Here is a 16,232-nt window from a genome sequence, read left to right as displayed (position 1 = left end):
TCGGTGCGGGTGCTCAGGACGGAGGAGTGCTCCGCGCCGCGAGGACCACGCCCTCGACGCTGCGGACCGCCATGCGCAGCGCGTCGCTGCGCGACGCACCGTCCTCGGTCATGACCGACCAGGCGTTGAACAGTGTCCACCACACCGTGCGCTGGTTCCAGGAGACGGTCAGGGTGGGGTCGAACGCGCCGTCCTCCTGGCCTCGTGCGAACAGGGCACGGACGGGGGCCTCGGCCGCCTCGCTCTCCTCCCAGAACGCCTCGTCCTCGGCGAGCGAGGCCTCGTGGAACAGGAGCATGTACCAGGGGCCCAGGTCGAAGTACTCGATCACGAGCCGTCGCAGCGCGGCCGCGGGGTCGCCGTCGTCGAGGCGCGCGGCACGGATCGCGGCCCGCGTGCGGTCGAGCGCCTCGGTGCCGACGGCCCGGATGAGGTCCGCGCGCTCGGGGAAGTAGCGGTGCAGCGTGCTCCGGCCGACCTGCGCGGCCTGGGCGACCTCGCCGAGCGAGGCCGAGGCGTTGGTGCTGAACACCTCGACGGCCGCGTCGAGGATCGCGCGCCGGGTCCGGGCGCGGGCGCCCGTCGCGGGGGCCTCGGGGGTCGCCGGCGTCGCGGCGGCGGGAGCGTCGGTGCTCGCCTCGCGCGGCGCGGCGGCGGTGTCGCTGGCTGTCACGTGCTCAGCGTATCCGCGAACGGGTGAGACGTCTCTTGTCTGAAATGAGACACGCGTGTTCCACTGGTCGCATGGCTGCCACCGCCCCCGCGTCGACCGACCCGACCACCGAGACCCCGCAGGCCCCTGCTCCGAAGGGGCCGCTCCTTCCACGCCTCAAGGTCCTGTGGACCTTCGTCCGGCCCCACCGACGCACGCTCGCGCTCGGCCTGGTCCTCGGGCTCGGGACCACGGCCGCGAGCCTCGCGACCCCCATGGTCACCAAGCGCGTCCTCGACACGCTCGGCACGGGGGTCTCGCTCGCGCCGGCCGTCGGGCTGCTGATCGGGCTCCTGCTCGTGGGGCTCGTCCTGGGGCTGTGGCAGTGGATCCTGCTCGGCACGCTCGCCGAGCGCGTGGTGCTCGACGCCCGCACCTCGATGGTGCGCCGCTTCTTCCGCGCCAAGGTCGGGGAGCTCGGGTCGCGCCCCACGGGAGAGCTCGTCACGCGCGTCACGTCGGACACGGTGCTGCTGCGCGAGGCCGCGTCGTCGAGCATCGTCAACCTGGTCAACGCGGTCGTCGGGCTGGTCGGGACGATCGTCCTCATGGCCGTGCTCGACACGGTCCTGCTCGGCACCACGCTCCTCGCGATCGTGATCATCGGCGTGCTCGTGGGGTCGCTCATGCCGCGCATCGCCAAGGCACAGGAGCAGGCGCAGGAGTCTCTCGGCCGGCTCGGCGGCGTGCTCGAGGGCGGGCTGCGCGCGCTGCGGACCATCAAGGCGAGCCGCGCCGAGCAGCGCCAGATCGACCGCGTGGTCGACGACGCGCGCGACGCGGCCCGGCACAGCGTCCGGTCGGTGCGCACCGAGGCCGTCGCCTGGACCATCGCGGGCGGCGGCATCCAGCTCGCGATCATCGTGATCCTGGCGCTCGGCGCATGGCGCGTCGACCAGGGCCTGCTCGCGGTCTCGAGCCTGGTCGCGTTCCTGCTGTACGCGTTCCAGATCGTCGACCCCGTCACGAGCCTCACGCAGAACGTCAGCCAGCTCCAGGCCGGCATCGCGGCCGCGGGCCGCATCCGCGAGGTCGAAGCCATCGAGATCGAGGAGCCCGAGCGGGCCTCCACCCCGTCCGGGGACGCACCCGGGCGAGGCGCGGCGGGAGGCCGCGTGCCGTCGTCGGGCCGGGGGAGCGCCCTGCCCGACGGCGCCGCGCACCCCGCGCACCCCGCTCCGGACCAGGTGGGGGAGACGCCCGTGCTCGCGTTCCAGGACGTGACCGCGCGCTACCTGCCCGGCGGCGAGCCCGTGGTCCGCGACCTCACGTTCGACGTCCCACGGCGCGGGCAGGTCGCGATCGTCGGCCCGTCGGGGGCGGGCAAGACCACGACGTTCTCGCTGCTCCTGCGCTTCCTCCAGCCCGAGTCCGGCACGCTGCTGCTCGACGGGCGACCCTACGACGGCTACACGTTCGACGAGGTGCGCTCGCGCATCGCGTACGTCGAGCAGGAGACGCCCGTCGTGCCCGGCACGATCCGCGAGAACCTGCGCCTGTCCGACCCCGACGCGACCGAGGACGCCATGTGGGACGCGCTCGCCAAGGTGCGCCTCGACGCCAAGGTCCGCTCGCTCGAGGACGGGCTCGACACCTCGCTCGTCGGCACCACGGTCTCGGGCGGCGAGCGCCAGCGCGTGGCGCTCGCGCGTGCCGTGCTGCACGCCCCCGAGGTCCTGCTGCTCGACGAGGCGACCGCGCAGGTCGACGGGCTCACCGAGGCCGCGGTCCACGCCGTGATCGAGGACCTGTCGCGTGAGCGGGCCGTCGTGACGATCGCGCACCGGCTCTCGACCGTTATCGACGCCGACCAGATCCTCGTCATGGAGGACGGCCGCGTGCGGGCGCGCGGCACGCACCACGAGCTGCTCGCGTCCGACGAGCTGTACCGCGACCTCGTGGCCGCGCTCCGCATCTCGACCGAGACGCGGGGCGCCGAGCGCGAGACGCCCGGGGTCGTGACCGGGGCCGGCGGGGTCGTCGAGGGCTGAGCGCGGCCGCTGCAGGCGGGCAGGCGGGGCCGGGCTGCCGCAGGGGCGTCGGCCCGGCTGCCCGTCCCCGCTGCCCGACCCCTCGCGCGTCAGCCGAGCTGCGCGAGGCCCTCGGTCGCGATCCGTTCGAACGTCGCCCGGTCGGCCGCGAACTGCGAGTCCGCGATGGGCCAGTGCAGCACGATCTCGGTGATCCCCTGGTCACGGTAGGCGGCCGCGGTCTCGACGAACGCGTCGACCGAGTCGAGCGGCCGGTCAGGCGTGAACCCCGTCAGGAGGATGCGCTCGATGGTGCTCGGGTCGCGCCCGACCTCGGCGCACGTCGCCTCGAGCCGGGCCACCTGGGCGCCGACCGCCGCGCGCGACGCGGCCGGGGTGCCGTCCGTCCCGACGCGGTCGTCACCCGTCGTGACCCACGCCTGGCCGTAGCGCGCCGCGAGACGCAGGCCGCGCGGGCCGGTCGCGGCGATCGCGAACGGGACGCGCGGCTCCTGGACCGGTCCGGGGATCGTCCGGGCCTCGTGCGCGCGGTAGTGACCCTCGTCGTGCGTGACCGCGGGCTCGGTCAGCAGACGGTCGAGCAGCGCGGTGAAGTCCCGCAGCCGGTCCGCGCGCTCGCGAGCCGACCAGCCCTCGCCGCCCAGGACCGTGGCGTCGAACCCCGTGGTCCCCGCGCCGAGGCCGAGCGTGATGCGCCCGCCCGACACGTCGTCGAGGGTCATGAGGTCCTTGGCGAGCGTCACGGGCTCGCGGAAGTTCGGTGAGGTCACGAGGGTCCCGAGCCGGATCCGCCTGGTGACCGTGGCCGCGGCCGCGAGCGTCGGCAGCGCGCCGAACCAGGGGCCGTCGCGGAAGCTCCGCCACGACAGGTGGTCGTACGTGTAGGCCGCGTGGAACCCCAGGTCCTCCGCGCGACGCCAGACGTCGCGGCCCTCGGACCAGCGGTAGATCGGCAGGATCACGGTGCTCAGTCGCATGCCCCGACCCTACGGTGCCACGTGCGGAACGTGCGGTGCGGGGAAGAGCGCCGACGTGTGATCTGCTGTCCTGAGTCCGATCCACGCATCACCGGAGGTTCCCATGGCCGTCGTCGTCAACGTCTCCCACCGCTACCCGCGCACCGGGTCGCGCGACGAGCAGCTCGCGGTGGTCCGCGGTGACTGGCCCGTCCCTGAGGTCGACACCGCCGAGGCCTTCGCGGACTCCGACGACGCGCAGGAGCTCCTCGACGCCGCCGACGTCCTGGTCGCCGCGGCGAGCAACGAGATCGTCGACGTCCAGCGCATCACGGGGCTCCAGGTCGACGAGGGCGGGCACGTCCGGTTCGAGACCGCCGACGAGCCCGCGCTCGCCGGTCTCGTGGGGCGGCGCCTGCGCGTCGGGGCGGCCTGGGAGCCGGGCGAGAGCTGGCCCGTCAAGCTCGTCGAGGCGTCGCGCGACCTCATGGAGTACCTCGACCTCGCGGCCCCGGCCGGCGGGGCGGTGTCGGAGGTGCAGGCCTCGACCGACGAGCACGACGCGTCGGAGGCCGGCCGTGCGTCCGACGCGCCCCACGCGGCGGGCGCACCGGGGGCAGACGCCTCGCGCGAGCTCGGCGGCTTCCGGTGCTCGCTGACCGACGACGGCGACCTCGTGGTCGTCGCGCCGCCGGGGCGCTCGGTGACCGTGGTCGCCGCGCAGGTCGGCTGAGGCGCCGCGGGCCCCGGGCCCGCTCTCGGCACCCCCGGCGACGTGGCAAGGTGGAGGACATGACGATCGACCTCCGCATCTTCACCGAGCCTCAGCAGGGCGCCACCTACGACGACATCCTCGCGGTCGCACGCGCCTCGGAGGAGCTCGACTTCGACGCGTTCTTCCGTTCCGACCACTACCTCGTCATGGGCGACGGCGACGGGCTCCCGGGCCCGACCGACGCGTGGACCACGCTCGCGGGGCTGGCGCGCGAGACCAGCCGCATCCGCCTCGGGACCCTCGTGACCTCGGCGACCTTCCGGCACCCCGGGGTGCTCGCGATCCAGGTCGCGCAGGTCGACCAGATGTCGGGCGGTCGCATCGAGCTGGGCCTGGGGGCGGGCTGGTTCCCGCAGGAGCACACCGCGTACGGCATCCCGTTCCCGGCCAAGCGGTTCGGGATCCTCGAGGAGCAGCTCGCGGTCGTCACAGGCCTGTGGGAGACCCCCGTGGGGGAGAAGTTCAGCTTCGCGGGCGAGCACTACACGCTCACGGACTCGCCGGCGCTGCCCAAGCCCGTGCAGAGCCGCATCCCGGTGATCATCGGTGGGCACGGCCCGCGCCGCACCCCGGCGCTCGCAGCGCGCTACGCGACCGAGTTCAACGTCGCGTTCCCCGACCCGGGCGTGCTGGGCGACCGCATCGAGAACGTCCGGGTGGTCTGCCAGGACGCGGGCCGCGACCCTGACGACCTGATCTACTCGGCAGCCTTCGTGGTGTGCGTGGGCAAGGACGAGGCGGAGTTCCGTCGTCGCGCCGCAGCGATCGGTCGTGACCCCGAGGAGCTGCGGACGAACGGCATCGCGGGCACCGTGGCCGAGGCGGCGGACAAGCTCGCGGCCATGAGCGAGGACGGCGCGACCCGCTTCTACCTGCAGGTCCTGGACCTCGCGGACCTCGACCACCTGGAGCTCGTCGCGCGCGAGGTCAGGCCGCAGCTGAGCTGAGCGCCCACTCCGGCCCGACGGCGGAGCGCACCTTCGTGGAGAAGGTGCGCTCCGCCGTCGGGCGTCCGGGGGCGGCCGGTGGTGCGCGCGTGCGAGAGGGCTGTGGGACGGGGCTGTCCACGGCGTACCGGTCGGTCACGGAGCGGGCGTACCGGGCAGTACCCTTCCCTTCGGCACTTCACCAAAACTTCACGATCGGAGCCCCCTCATGGCAGCACTCGGCTGGAAGATCCACGGAGACGGGAAGCGCGTCGAACCCGGCGCCGTGGTCAGCACCGACGAGCGCCTGAGCTGGCCTCGCACGATCGGGATCGGCATGCAGCACGTCGTCGCGATGTTCGGCGCGACGTTCCTGGTCCCGCTCCTGACGGGCTTCTCGCCCGCGACGACGCTGTTCTTCTCGGCGATCGGGACCATCGGGTTCCTGCTGATCACGCGCAACCGGCTCCCCAGCTACCTCGGGTCGAGCTTCGCGTTCATCGCACCCATCACCGCGGCGAGCGCCTCCGGGGGACAGTCCGTCGCGGTCGGCGGGATCCTGGTCACGGGCCTGGTGCTCGCGCTCATCGGCGTCGTGGTGCACTTCGCCGGGCCCCGGTGGATCGACGTGACCATGCCGCCCATCGTGACCGGCACGATCGTCGCGCTCATCGGCCTCAACCTGGCGCCCGCCGCGTGGAACAACTTCAAGGTGTTCCCCGTGACGGCGTTCGTCACCCTCGCCTCGATCATCCTCATCACGGTGCTCTTCAAGGGCATCATCGGTCGCCTGGCGATCCTGCTGGGCGTGATCATCGGCTATGTCGTCGCGACGATCCGCGGCGAGGTCGACTTCGCCCCGGTGTCGGACGCCTCGTGGCTGGGCCTGCCCGAGTTCGTGACCCCGACGTTCGACGTCGCCGTCCTGGGCCTGTTCGTCCCGGTCGTCCTGGTGCTCGTCGCGGAGAACGTGGGCCACGTGAAGTCGGTCGCGGCCATGACGGGCAAGAACCTCGACGACCTCACGGGCCGTGCGCTCTTCGCCGACGGTCTCGCCACGACGTTCGCGGGCATCGGCGGCGGGTCCGGCACCACGACGTACGCGGAGAACATCGGGGTCATGGCCGCGACGCGCGTCTACTCGACCGCGGCCTACTGGGTCGCGGGCGTGACGGCGCTGGTCCTGAGCATGTCCCCGAAGTTCGGGGCGCTCATCGCGACGATCCCTGCGGGGGTCCTGGGCGGGGCGACGACCATGCTCTACGGCATGATCGGCATCCTGGGGGCGCGCATCTGGGTGCAGAACAAGGTCGACTTCTCCGACCCGGTCAACCTCACGACCGCGGCCGTGCCGCTCGTCGTCGGCATCGCGAACTTCACCTGGGTCATCGGGGACGTGACGTTCGAGGGCATCGCGCTCGGCACGGCGTCGGCGCTCGTGATCTACCACGTGATGCGCAACATCTCCCGGTGGCGCGGGACGTCGCAGGAGCCCGCGAGCCCGGCGTCGGTGCCGGGCGGCGAGGAGATGGCGGACCGCTGACGGCCTGTCGTTGACGGCCGGCGGCGGCGAGGCCGTTGGGGCGCTGGGCCGCTGGCCGTCGACCGACCGCCGTTGACGGCCAGCCGGATCCCTGGCCGCCGGGTCGCTGGGCGCCGGCGTTCGCGGTCGACCCGGTGCGCACGCGGGTACCCCGCCGCCCGCGAGATGCGGCCAACGGGGGTCTGGGAGAAGTCCTGACCCCCGTTGGCCGCATCTCGTGCGTGGCGGGTGGGGGGGAGGTGCTCGACGGGCCGCGGGTTCGGTGCCCCCGAGGTCGGGGAGGTTGCCTGGCGGGCCGCGAGGTCGGTGCCCCAGCGGCCAGGGGTCCGGTGCCCCACGAGTCGGAGCGTGCGAGGGGCTAGAGCTTAAGCCCCAGCACGTAGCCCTGCGGCACAGCCAGGCGCTCGAAGCCCAGGTGCTCGTAGAACCCGATCGCCGACGCGTTGGTCTCCGAGACGCCCAGGTGCACGCCCGGGACACCGCGCTCACGCAGCGCGTCGAAGAGGGTCTCGAGGAGCCGGCGGCCGTTCCCCCCGCCCTGGGCCTGCGGGAGCAGGTCCACGTGGAGGTGGGCCGGGTACAGGTCCACCACGTCCTGCTCCGCGGGTCCGCGTGAGTGGATCTGCGCGACGAGCCCGTGGTCCTCCGAGCCCGCAGGGAACGAGTCCAGGGGGTAGCGCTCGCGCAGCTCCGGCCACCACTCACGCTCGCAGCGTGCCTCGAACTCCCGGGTGTCCGCGGTGCCGATCACGTAGCCGACCGCTCCCGTGCCGTCGTCGACCACGAACGCCAGGTCCGGCTCGAGCGCCAGGTACGCACCGAGGTAGACCTCGCCGAGCAGACGGGGGTCGCGGTACCTCGCGGTCGCGTCACCACCGTCGGCCCCTGTCCGCAGGCAGATGTCGTACAGGCGCTCGACCTCGGCAGGGTCGGTGACGCGAGCGGGGCGGAGGGGGAGCGAGGCCATCGTTGCAGCGACCGTTCAGGAGCAGGGACGAATCAAAGACCGGGCCAGACAGTAGCGCCGAACCCTGCACGGGGCCAACGCACTCCCCGGCATGGACGCGTGGCGCCCGGCGTCAGCCTTCGGCGGGGGCGTCCTCGGCGGGAACCTCTTCGGCAGGTTCGTCGGCTGCGGGTGCTGGCGGGACGTAGGCGGCCCGCGGCGTGAGGGTCTCGACCGCGGCGCAGTCCTTGCGGCTCTCGAGCGGGACGGCGCCGTCGAGGCCGACGAGCTCCTCGTCGACGAGGTTGTCGAAGTCCTTGCCGAGCACCACGTCGACCGTTGCGTCTGCCCGGTCGTCGAGGACGAGCACCGGGGACGGGTAGTGGGCCGCGAGCGTGTACGCCTGCGCCACCCCGGCCAGGCCGTACGAGATCTGCGTCACGTTCTGCGTCGTGTTGGTGCCGTCCGGGTTCTCGAGGTCTCCCAGCAGGACGACCGTGAAGCCGCGGTTGGCGAGGATCTCCTTGTTGGCCGCGCCGAGTCCGCCCTTCCCGGTGCCGTTGAAGACGCGGACCTGGACGTCGGTGTACGGGACGGGCAGCGTGCCCTCGGGCAGGCAGGGGGACTTGACGTCGGCGAGCTCGTCGTCGACCTGGATGGTGGTGAAGCCCTTGTTGAAGGGGGCGTCGACCGCGCCCGTGTACACGGCCAGCGCGCCGATGCCGATGATGACCAGGAAGGCGACGAGCAACCCGAAGATCACGGCCTGGCGTTCGTGCATGCGCCGTCGTCGGACGGTACGGGAGGTGTCGGGGCCGGGCTGCGTGGTCACGCCAGCAACCTACCCGACCGCAGGGGCGTTGAGCACGAGCACACGGGCGTGCAGGATCGCGCGTTGCTGCAGAGCCGCCCGGACAGCACGGTGGAGCCCGTCCTCGAGGTAGAGGACACCCTGGTACTCGACGACGTGCGCGAAGAGGTCTCCGTAGAACGTCGAGTCCTCCGAGAGGAGCGTCTCCAGGTTCAAGGTGCCCTTGGTCGTGACGAGCTCGTCGAGCCGCACCTGCCGGGGTGGGACGCTCGACCAGTCCTTGGGCGTCACCAACCCGTGATCGGGGTACGGGCGCCCCTCGCCGACGGCCTTGAAGATCATGCGGGCCAGTCTAGGGCGGGGGCCGAGCGCCCGGCGCTGGATGTCCCGCGGTGCCCCACAACTCCACAGGCCCCGCACATCCGGCCCGGGCAGGGGCCGGGTCTCACGTCGGGCTCACGCACCGCTCACGTCCCGACGCCCGAACCCGACGTAGGCGACCGCGAAGAGCGCCGCGGCCACTGCCGTCAGTGCGAGCACCGGGCCGAGGGCGAACGGGTCGAGGGGGACCTGGGGAAGGTGCGTGAAGGGCGACAGGTCGCGGACCCACTGCGGCAGGCCGAGGAGCTCGCCCAGCTGCCCGACGACGAGCACGAGCGTCACCACGCCCCAGCCCAGCGCGACGAGCCGCGGCCACCACCCGTAGAGGACCAGCACGAGGCCCGCGACGACGAGCGCGGCCGGGACCTGCACGAGCCCGGCCCCGACGGCGTCCGCGAACGCGCTGCCCCACCCGCCCGACACCAGCGCGTGCCCCAGGCCCATCATGAGCCCCGACCACAGCGGGACCGCGACCACCCCCGCGACCGTCATGACGACCGAGGCCGACAGGTAGCGGGTCCGCGAGACCCCGGTCGCGAGCACCAGCTCGGCTCGCCCGGACGTCTCCTCGGCGTGCAGCCGTGAGACCGACGTCACCGCGAACGCCGCGGCCGCGATCCCGACGAACCCCATGATCGCGACCTGGAAGACCTGCGCGAGCGCGCCTGCCCCGCCGAGCTGCTCGATGATCTGCTGCATCTGCGGCGACGACCCGGCGATGTCGTCGACCGAGTCCAGGAGGAACCCGACCAGCAGGCAGTAGGCGCCCACGCCCAGCGCCCACGACGCGACGCCCGGGAGCTGGAGCCGGCGCGCGATCGCGAGGGGGCTCGTCAACGAGGCCGACCCGGCGGGCCCCGGGCGCGGCTGCACGAGCCCCGCCCCGAGGTCGCGACCGAGCGACGTGCGCGCCGCGACCGCGACGCACACGACGAACAGCGCGAGGCACAGCAGCGCGGGCCCCACGGCGTTCGCCCCGAACGGGTCGATCTCCTGGACCCAGCCGACGGGCGAGACCCAGTGCAGCCAGTCGGCGGACGGCTCGATGTCGGCGACGCCGCGCAACGCGTACCCCGCGACGAGCAGCAGCACGCCGATCGTGTTGGCGGTCCGCGACGACGTGGCGACCTGCGCGCAGACGGCCCCGATCCCCGTCCCTGCCAGGCCGAGCGCCGCGAACTGGAGGCCGAACGCGACGGACGAGGCGCTGTCGGCTCCTTGGGCCACGAACATCGCGGCCATGAGCGCGCCCGTGAGCACCGACATCCCGGCCGCGACGAGGACGCCCGTCGCGAGCGGCGCGAGCGATCCCACCCGGGCCGCGCGCACGAGCTCGAGCCGTCCGGTCTCCTCCTCCTTGCGCGTGTGGCGCACCACGGTGAGCACCGCGAGCACGCCCAGGACGAGGATCATGAAGAGCCCCACGCGCCACGCCGTGGTCGAGGCGACCGACCCGGTGTGCTCGAGCGGGCCCAGCAGTGCCAGGAACGCACTGTTGGTGCCCATGCTCGCGGCGAGCTCGTCGCGCTCGGCCTGCGTCCCGTAGACGGTCGCGACCGACGAGTACGTGACCGCGACCATGAGCAGCACGACGACGACGTACACGGGCAGGACGACCCGGTCGCGCCGCAGCGCGAGCCGCAGGAGCGACCAAGTCCCGGCGAGCGCGCGGTGCAGAGACAGGGGCGGGGCGGAGGCGCGCGCCGGGGCTGGGGTGGTCGACGGCGCCGCGAGCGCGGTCATCGCCCGTCCTCACCCTCGAGCAGGGCGAGCTCGTCGCCGTACTGCCGCAGGAACAGCTCCTCGAGCGAGGGGGGCTCGATCGTCAGGCCGTGCGGCTCGAGGTCCGCCAGGGCGCGCGTGACGTGGGGGAGCGCGTCGTCGTCGACGTGGAAGGTCAGGTGCGACCCGTCGACGGTCAGGTCGTGCACGCCCTCGAGCGCAGCGAGCGCGGCGGTCGAGGGTGCCCCCGGACCCACGGTCACGACGACCTTGGAGCGCGTGAGGTGCCGCAGCTCGCGCAGGGTCCCGGACTGCACGGCCCGGCCGCCTCGGATGATCGTCACGGTGTCGCACAGCGCCTCGACCTCGGCCAGGATGTGGCTCGACAGCAGGACCGACGTGCCGCGCGCGGTCGCCTCGCGCACGCAGTCCTGGAAGACGGACTCCATGATCGGGTCGAGGCCCGACGTCGGCTCGTCGAGCACGAGCAGCTCGGCGTCGGCGCTCAGCGCCGCGACCAGCGCGACCTTCTGCCGGTTGCCCTTGGAGTAGGTCCCGGTCTTCTTGGTCGGGTCGAGCTCGAACCTCTCGAGCATGCGGGCCTTGCGGCGCTCGTCGACGCCCGCGCCGCGCAGGCGCAGCAGCAGGTCGATCGTCTCGCCGCCCGAGAGCTGGGGCCACAGCGTGACGTCACCCGGGACGTAGGCGAGACGCCGGTGGAGGGACACGGCGTCGCGGAACGGGTCGCCGCCCAGCAGGGTCGCGGTGCCCGAGTCGGGGCGCAGGAGGCCCAGCAGGACCCGGATGGTGGTGGACTTCCCGGCGCCGTTGGGTCCCAGGAATCCTGCGACCTCTCCGGCGCGGACGGTCAGGTCCAGGCCGTCGAGGGCCCGGGTGGTACCGAAGGACTTGTGCAGGTCGTGGATCTCGACGGCCGGTCCGCGGGTCGTGGCGGGGGCGGGGGTCGTCCGTGCGGTCGTGGTCATGGTTCCTCGTCGGGGAGGCGTGGGCGGGGGAGGGGAGAGGTGGACCTGGCTGCCGTCGGGCGGGGGACGTCCGTGCCCGACGGCGCAGCTCGCCTCGGCGAGCGGGCGGCGGTCCGCACAGGTTCGGAGGGGCTACGAGGCCGGTGCTGCGGAGGCCTGCTCGTCGGGCGGCGGCTCGGCGTACCGGAGGTACGCGTCGAGGAGCGTGCGGTCGGTCAGGAAGCCGTGGGTGAAGAGCTCGATCGACGGCAGGCCCATGCGGTCGACGTAGCCACGGACGATCGCGCCCGTGTCGGTGGGGTCCGTCGGCGGGTGGAGCGTGAGGTCGAGGAGGATCGTGCCGAGCGACTGCGTGACGAGGTACTGCGCACGCGCGGTCTCGTCGAGCGAGGGCCTGATGGTGCCGGCGGCGACGCCGTCGGCGATGTACGCGGCGGCGTCCTCGACCATGCTCTCGACGAACGAGCGGGCGAGGTCGCCGCCCTCCTGGAGGCTGCGCAGCACGTAGCCGAGGACCGGGCCGTACTCCTCGACCGACGAGAGCTGTGCGAGGACGTCCATGGGGCTGCCTCGGGAGCCCGTCTCGTCGCCCAGGACGTTGCGCTTGTTCTCCCGGATCAGGGCGAGGACGTGCTCGTCGCACGCTCGCCGCAGGCCGTCCTTCGATCCGAAGTGATGGATGACGAGGCCCGCGCTGACCCCGGCGTCGGCGGCGAGCGTGCGCAGCGGGACGCGGAAGCCCTCGCTCGCGAAGCGGGCCAGGGCCGCGTCGCGGATGCGAGCGCGAGCCGTGAGGTCCGAGGGGTCGGCCGCGGGCTCTGCCGCGTCCTCGGCCCGGGGGCGGGACGATGCTGAACGCATGTTCAACACGCTAAACACTTGTTCAGCCGGGCACAAGGGGTGGGCGCCAAGAAGTCGTCGACGGTCGAGGAGGCCAGGGGGTCCGCCTCGGGGATGACGGCCACCCTCCTGAGGGACGGACCGGTATCAGGGACAGACCAGGGGAGTCCCCGATGTGCGCGCGACGAGGCCCGGCGTACCGTCGAAACATGAGCCACATCCTCGCCAGACCGCGCCGCGGCGCCGTGATCGCCGGCGTCTGCGCGGGCCTCGCCCGCCGCTTCGATATCAGCCCGACGCTGGTCCGCGTGCTCGCGGTCGCGTCCTGCATCCTGCCGGGACCGCAGATCCTCCTGTACATCGTGCTGTGGATCGTCCTTCCCAGGGACCCGGAGTGAACCGACCCTGACGAGAAGAGGTCCGTCGTGACCTCGCGCTGAGGGTTTTGTCCAGTGCCGCAGCATCGTGGCACCATCCGAGGGTGCGCTCCCACCCGACTCGAACCGCCCTGCTGCCCCTTGCCCTCGGCCTCGTCGTCGCGGCGCTCGCGGGATGCGCCTCGTCGGCGTCGCCCGTCGCCACTGCGGACGTGACCCCGGCGGCTCCGGCCGCGGGTCCCGCTCCGACGTTCGACAGCGCCACGACCGAGGGGGCGTTGCTGCTCACCGCGGCATCGGAGATCGACGAGGCGATCCTGCCCGCGGGCTTCCGCTACGTCGAGACCGTCGACATCGACCACTCGGGGTCCACGAGCTCGATCTACGTCCAGGGGCAGCCCGAGGAGCAGGGGCCCGGTCTGTACGTCTACGCGGTCCCCGAGGGGGTCGACGTCGAGTACCTCGGCGACGACTGGGCCCCCGAGCCGGTCCCCGAGCTCTCGGTCGACCTGGCCGTGACCGTGGTGTCCGACCCGGAGGGGGAGGAACGGTCGGTCGTGTCGATCGAGGCGCCTCCTGCCGGGACGGTGCGGCTCATTGGTGACGGTGTGGTCCGTGACGAGCTGATCGGGATGGCGGAGCGGCTGCTCGACAGCCTCGGCGACGAGGGCTGACGACTCGCCCGCACCCCGTGGGTCCGGGGCGAAGCTGCGACGACTCCTAGACGATCCAGCCGACGACCGTCACCGCGCCGATGATCACGAGAGCGACGAGGGCGATGCCCATGACCAGGCAGCCGACGGCGAAGAGGTCCCGCCACCAGGGGTCACCCGCCTCGCGACCGCGATCCGACCAGTCGAGCGTCCTGCCGGCCTGGGCCTCGGCGCGGCCACGGACGTCGAGGAGCCGTTGCCGTGCCACCTCGGTGGTGGCGGCCTCCTCGGAGGAGCGCCAGCGCAGCGCGCGCATGATCCGGACCGGGTCATTGCCACAGGCGCGCTCGAACGCGGCCACCTCGCCCTCGTCGCGATGCTCGCTCAGGTACGACCACCGTCCGGCCTCGACGAGGTCGCCGTCCAGGCGGCAGACGTCGGCGAGGCGTTCCCGCGCGTCGAGCCGGTGCGGCAGGCTCCGGACCAGGCTGCTCAGCCTCGTGCGCGCCATCGTGACGTCGCCGACGCGCAGGTCCTCCTCGACCCGTGCCAGGGTCCGCTCCACGGTCATGGGGTGACTCTAGGGCCTGGCTTCCCGCGCCCCGTCCACCGGAGTCCGTGCACGACGAAGGGCCCGCAGCGCACGCTGCGGGCCCTTCGTTCTGCGGAGGATGGGGGATTCGAACCCCCGAGGGCTTTTAACCCAACACGCTTTCCAAGCGTGCGCCATAGGCCACTAGGCGAATCCTCCGTGCTGCAGCGTCGACCCACGCGGGGCGTCAGGCAGCGTGTCGAGAATACCGGACGGACGCCCAGCGACCGAATCGGGCCGCTGGCCCCCGGGCTGGTGCCGTTCTGGGGTCTCAGGGCAGGCGGCGAGGAGGGATGTGCAGGGGCCGGTTTCTGACGACCGCCCGTCCTGGGCTAGGCTGGGTCCAGACCCCTCGTGCGGCACTATCTCACTGAACTCCCCCAGGGCCGGAAGGCAGCAAGGGCAGGTGGGCTCTGGTGGGTGCACGGGGGGTCCTTGCATGTCCGGACAGAGCCGCGGCCCGTTCCGGAGCTCGGCACCGAGCCGTGCCCGACGTCGGCGCTCGCCCCGGACGGCCAGGTGTGGCCCGTGCCACACCCCATGGGTGGAAAAGCCGCAGAACAGCACAAACGTCCGTCGACGGACCAGGATGCGGACGAAAATCCGTCCAGCATCTGGAATATCGACCGATGCAGTGGTTTTGGGACGCCGAGCGTGCGCATCATGGAGCCATGACCCGCCCCACGAGCACCGAGCTCACGACGCACCGCGCAGCCCCCTGCTGCCGAATGTCGTGTCGCTCCGTCCTGCGTGGCGCCGGTCGAATGTGCTGTCAGCTCTGACCTGACCCCAGCACCGCACCACCCGCCACGAGTGCAGCCCGGAGACGACCGGAGCCCGCGCCGGAGCGCCCTGCTCATCCCTTCCTGACCACCGACCACCGGTGACGTGTCCTCGCGACCCGTGACCCGCCGTCGGGCAGGAGGACGTTCCACCCGTCACCCCCGTCACCACCACGACGCCCCCCACGGACGCCCCGCGACAACCGCCGGCGCCCGTCACCGGAAGGACAGACCATGCTCCGCAAGAACCTCACCCTCGCTGCGATCGCGGCCACCGCAGCCCTCACGCTCGGAGCGTGCGCCACGACCCCCACCGACAGCGGTGCCTCGGCGAGCAGCGCCGACGACGTCGTCAAGATCGGCGTGGTCGGCGCAGCCGACGACAAGTGGGCCGTGTTCGAGAAGGTCGCCAAGGAAGAGGGCCTGAACATCGAGATCGTCGACTTCGGCGACTACCAGCAGGCCAACCCGGCGCTCGCGCAGGACCAGATCGACCTCAACCAGTTCCAGCACCTGCAGTTCCTCGCGGGCTACAACGTCGAGGCCGGTGACGACCTCCAGCCGATCGGCGCCACCGCGGTCTACCCGCTCGCGCTCTACTCGTCCAAGCACACGGCACTCGAGGACATCCCCGCGGGCGGCGAGATCGCGGTCCCCAACGACGCGACCAACCTCGCCCGCGCGCTACTGGTCCTCCAGGAGGCCAAGCTCATCGAGCTCAAGGACGGCGGCAGCTCGCTGTCGACCGAGGCCGACGTGCTCCCGTCCTCCAAGGTCAAGGTCACCCCGGTCGACGCCGCGCAGACCGCGATCTCGCTCCAGTCCGTCGACGGCGCGATCATCAACAACGACTTCCTCGAGGACGCCGGCCTCAAGCCCGAGGACGCCCTGTTCCAGGACGACCCCGACTCGTCGGCCTCCGAGCCCTACATCAACGTGTGGGTCGCCCGTGCCGCGGACAAGGACGACGAGACGCTCCTGAAGATCGCCGCCCTCTCGCAGAACGAAGAGGTCATCGCCGCAGAGAAGAAGGCCTCGGGCGGCACCGCGGTCATCAAGGACAACTCGCCCGCCGACCTCCAGGAGATCCTCGCGGGGATCGAGGAGAACTACCGCGCCCAGGGCTGAGCCCTCGGCGTGAGCCACCGGTGCCCGACGGCGTCACTCACCTGACGTCGTCGGGCACCGGCGTGCTCCCGCCCGCCCCGGGCGATGCACGCGCTGCTCTCGCCCGCGGGC

16 protein-coding genes, 1 tRNA gene and 1 other RNA gene are annotated in these 16,232 nt (G+C 72.6%); 8 read left to right on the top strand and 10 right to left on the bottom strand.

Annotated elements, in window-relative coordinates:
- Positions 1-13: 13 nt before the first annotated feature.
- Positions 14-673 (bottom strand): TetR/AcrR family transcriptional regulator, encoded by a 660-nt coding sequence (locus ASE15_RS01750; protein WP_056645008.1) that lies wholly within the window; start codon positions 671-673, stop codon positions 14-16.
- 71 nt (positions 674-744) lie between these two features.
- Between ASE15_RS01750 and ASE15_RS01745 the strand changes: the two genes are divergently transcribed.
- Positions 745-2,703 carry an ABC transporter ATP-binding protein gene (locus tag ASE15_RS01745; RefSeq protein ID WP_056760790.1) on the top strand — a complete coding sequence of 653 codons (1,959 nt, stop codon included), beginning with the start codon at positions 745-747 and terminating at the stop codon, positions 2,701-2,703.
- An 89-nt stretch (positions 2,704-2,792) separates the two neighbouring features.
- On the opposite strand, the gene ASE15_RS01740 is transcribed toward ASE15_RS01745, so the two are convergent.
- Entirely contained in the window at positions 2,793-3,680 is an 888-nt protein-coding gene (locus ASE15_RS01740) for an LLM class flavin-dependent oxidoreductase (protein ID WP_056760787.1), read from the bottom strand.
- Positions 3,681-3,783: 103 nt separating this feature from the next.
- On the opposite strand from ASE15_RS01740, the gene ASE15_RS01735 reads away from it, so the two are divergent.
- The 3 genes from ASE15_RS01735 to ASE15_RS01725 all read left to right on the top strand — a co-directional run bounded on the left by ASE15_RS01735 (position 3,784) and on the right by ASE15_RS01725 (position 6,903).
- The gene (locus ASE15_RS01735; protein WP_056760784.1) at positions 3,784-4,392 is read left to right on the top strand and encodes a hypothetical protein; all 609 of its coding nucleotides are present in this window, start codon (positions 3,784-3,786) and stop codon (positions 4,390-4,392) included.
- Between the two features lie 65 nt (positions 4,393-4,457).
- Positions 4,458-5,381, top strand: a complete 924-nt coding sequence (locus ASE15_RS01730) for an LLM class F420-dependent oxidoreductase (protein WP_197487150.1) — start codon at positions 4,458-4,460, stop codon at positions 5,379-5,381.
- Between the two features lie 208 nt (positions 5,382-5,589).
- Positions 5,590-6,903: a uracil-xanthine permease family protein gene (locus ASE15_RS01725; RefSeq protein ID WP_056645021.1), complete on the top strand. Its 1,314-nt coding sequence runs from the start codon at positions 5,590-5,592 to the stop codon at positions 6,901-6,903.
- A gap of 358 nt (positions 6,904-7,261) precedes the next feature.
- On the opposite strand, the gene ASE15_RS01720 is transcribed toward ASE15_RS01725, so the two are convergent.
- The 6 genes from ASE15_RS01720 to ASE15_RS01695 form a co-directional block, all read right to left on the bottom strand.
- The gene (locus ASE15_RS01720) at positions 7,262-7,870 is read right to left on the bottom strand and encodes an N-acetyltransferase (protein ID WP_056645025.1); all 609 of its coding nucleotides are present in this window, start codon (positions 7,868-7,870) and stop codon (positions 7,262-7,264) included.
- Between the two features lie 112 nt (positions 7,871-7,982).
- On the bottom strand, positions 7,983-8,681 hold the full coding sequence (locus ASE15_RS01715; protein WP_157277094.1) for a LytR C-terminal domain-containing protein: 699 nt from the start codon (positions 8,679-8,681) through the stop codon (positions 7,983-7,985).
- A 9-nt stretch (positions 8,682-8,690) separates the two neighbouring features.
- Positions 8,691-9,002: a type II toxin-antitoxin system VapB family antitoxin gene (locus ASE15_RS01710; protein ID WP_056760778.1), complete on the bottom strand. Its 312-nt coding sequence runs from the start codon at positions 9,000-9,002 to the stop codon at positions 8,691-8,693.
- Positions 9,003-9,116: 114 nt separating this feature from the next.
- Positions 9,117-10,784, bottom strand: a complete 1,668-nt coding sequence (locus ASE15_RS01705) for an ABC transporter permease (protein ID WP_056760776.1) — start codon at positions 10,782-10,784, stop codon at positions 9,117-9,119.
- Positions 10,781-11,749, bottom strand: a complete 969-nt coding sequence (locus tag ASE15_RS01700; RefSeq protein WP_056645035.1) for an ABC transporter ATP-binding protein — start codon at positions 11,747-11,749, stop codon at positions 10,781-10,783. Before ASE15_RS01700 ends, ASE15_RS01705 begins: the two co-directional genes overlap by 4 nt.
- A 132-nt stretch (positions 11,750-11,881) precedes the next feature.
- A complete protein-coding gene (locus ASE15_RS01695) occupies positions 11,882-12,610 on the bottom strand; it encodes a TetR/AcrR family transcriptional regulator (RefSeq protein ID WP_082618099.1) in 729 nt (242 codons plus the stop codon).
- A gap of 188 nt (positions 12,611-12,798) precedes the next feature.
- On the opposite strand from ASE15_RS01695, the gene ASE15_RS01690 reads away from it, so the two are divergent.
- Both ASE15_RS01690 and ASE15_RS01685 read left to right on the top strand, forming a co-directional pair.
- Complete coding sequence (locus ASE15_RS01690; protein WP_056645039.1) at positions 12,799-12,987, top strand: PspC domain-containing protein; 189 nt, start codon at positions 12,799-12,801, stop codon at positions 12,985-12,987.
- An 83-nt stretch (positions 12,988-13,070) separates the two neighbouring features.
- Positions 13,071-13,640 carry a hypothetical protein gene (locus ASE15_RS01685; protein ID WP_056760773.1) on the top strand — a complete coding sequence of 190 codons (570 nt, stop codon included), beginning with the start codon at positions 13,071-13,073 and terminating at the stop codon, positions 13,638-13,640.
- Between the two features lie 46 nt (positions 13,641-13,686).
- Here ASE15_RS01685 and ASE15_RS01680 read toward each other — a convergent pair whose 3' ends face one another.
- Both ASE15_RS01680 and ASE15_RS01675 read right to left on the bottom strand, forming a co-directional pair.
- Positions 13,687-14,190, bottom strand: coding sequence for a DUF6584 family protein (locus ASE15_RS01680; protein WP_056760770.1), 504 nt, complete (start codon positions 14,188-14,190; stop codon positions 13,687-13,689).
- 94 nt (positions 14,191-14,284) lie between these two features.
- Positions 14,285-14,370: transfer RNA gene (locus ASE15_RS01675), tRNA-Ser, on the bottom strand.
- Positions 14,371-14,554: 184 nt separating this feature from the next.
- On the opposite strand from ASE15_RS01675, the gene ffs reads away from it, so the two are divergent.
- An RNA gene (gene ffs / locus ASE15_RS20165) (signal recognition particle sRNA small type) lies at positions 14,555-14,651 on the top strand.
- A 576-nt stretch (positions 14,652-15,227) separates the two neighbouring features.
- Positions 15,228-16,121, top strand: a complete 894-nt coding sequence (locus ASE15_RS01670; RefSeq protein WP_056645045.1) for a MetQ/NlpA family ABC transporter substrate-binding protein — start codon at positions 15,228-15,230, stop codon at positions 16,119-16,121.
- The last annotated feature ends 111 nt before the right edge of the window (positions 16,122-16,232 follow it).

It is taken from the genome of Oerskovia sp. Root22 (genome assembly GCF_001429135.1).
Classification (GTDB): Bacteria; Actinomycetota; Actinomycetes; order Actinomycetales; family Cellulomonadaceae; genus Oerskovia; species Oerskovia enterophila.
Note: the sequence above shows the minus strand (reverse complement) of the source record. Positions and strands in the feature narration are given on the sequence as shown.

Coding starts and splice junctions, on each gene's coding strand:
- ASE15_RS01745 (WP_056760790.1), top strand. CDS start 745: ATGGCTGCCACCGCCCCCGCGTCGACCGACCCGACCACCGAGACCCCG.
- ASE15_RS01740 (WP_056760787.1), bottom strand. CDS start 3,680: ATGCGACTGAGCACCGTGATCCTGCCGATCTACCGCTGGTCCGAGGGC.
- ASE15_RS01735 (WP_056760784.1), top strand. CDS start 3,784: ATGGCCGTCGTCGTCAACGTCTCCCACCGCTACCCGCGCACCGGGTCG.
- ASE15_RS01725 (WP_056645021.1), top strand. CDS start 5,590: ATGGCAGCACTCGGCTGGAAGATCCACGGAGACGGGAAGCGCGTCGAA.
- ASE15_RS01720 (WP_056645025.1), bottom strand. CDS start 7,870: ATGGCCTCGCTCCCCCTCCGCCCCGCTCGCGTCACCGACCCTGCCGAG.
- ASE15_RS01710 (WP_056760778.1), bottom strand. CDS start 9,002: ATGATCTTCAAGGCCGTCGGCGAGGGGCGCCCGTACCCCGATCACGGG.
- ASE15_RS01705 (WP_056760776.1), bottom strand. CDS start 10,784: ATGACCGCGCTCGCGGCGCCGTCGACCACCCCAGCCCCGGCGCGCGCC.
- ASE15_RS01700 (WP_056645035.1), bottom strand. CDS start 11,749: ATGACCACGACCGCACGGACGACCCCCGCCCCCGCCACGACCCGCGGA.
- ASE15_RS01695 (WP_082618099.1), bottom strand. CDS start 12,610: ATGCGTTCAGCATCGTCCCGCCCCCGGGCCGAGGACGCGGCAGAGCCC.
- ASE15_RS01690 (WP_056645039.1), top strand. CDS start 12,799: ATGAGCCACATCCTCGCCAGACCGCGCCGCGGCGCCGTGATCGCCGGC.
- ASE15_RS01680 (WP_056760770.1), bottom strand. CDS start 14,190: ATGACCGTGGAGCGGACCCTGGCACGGGTCGAGGAGGACCTGCGCGTC.
- ASE15_RS01670 (WP_056645045.1), top strand. CDS start 15,228: ATGCTCCGCAAGAACCTCACCCTCGCTGCGATCGCGGCCACCGCAGCC.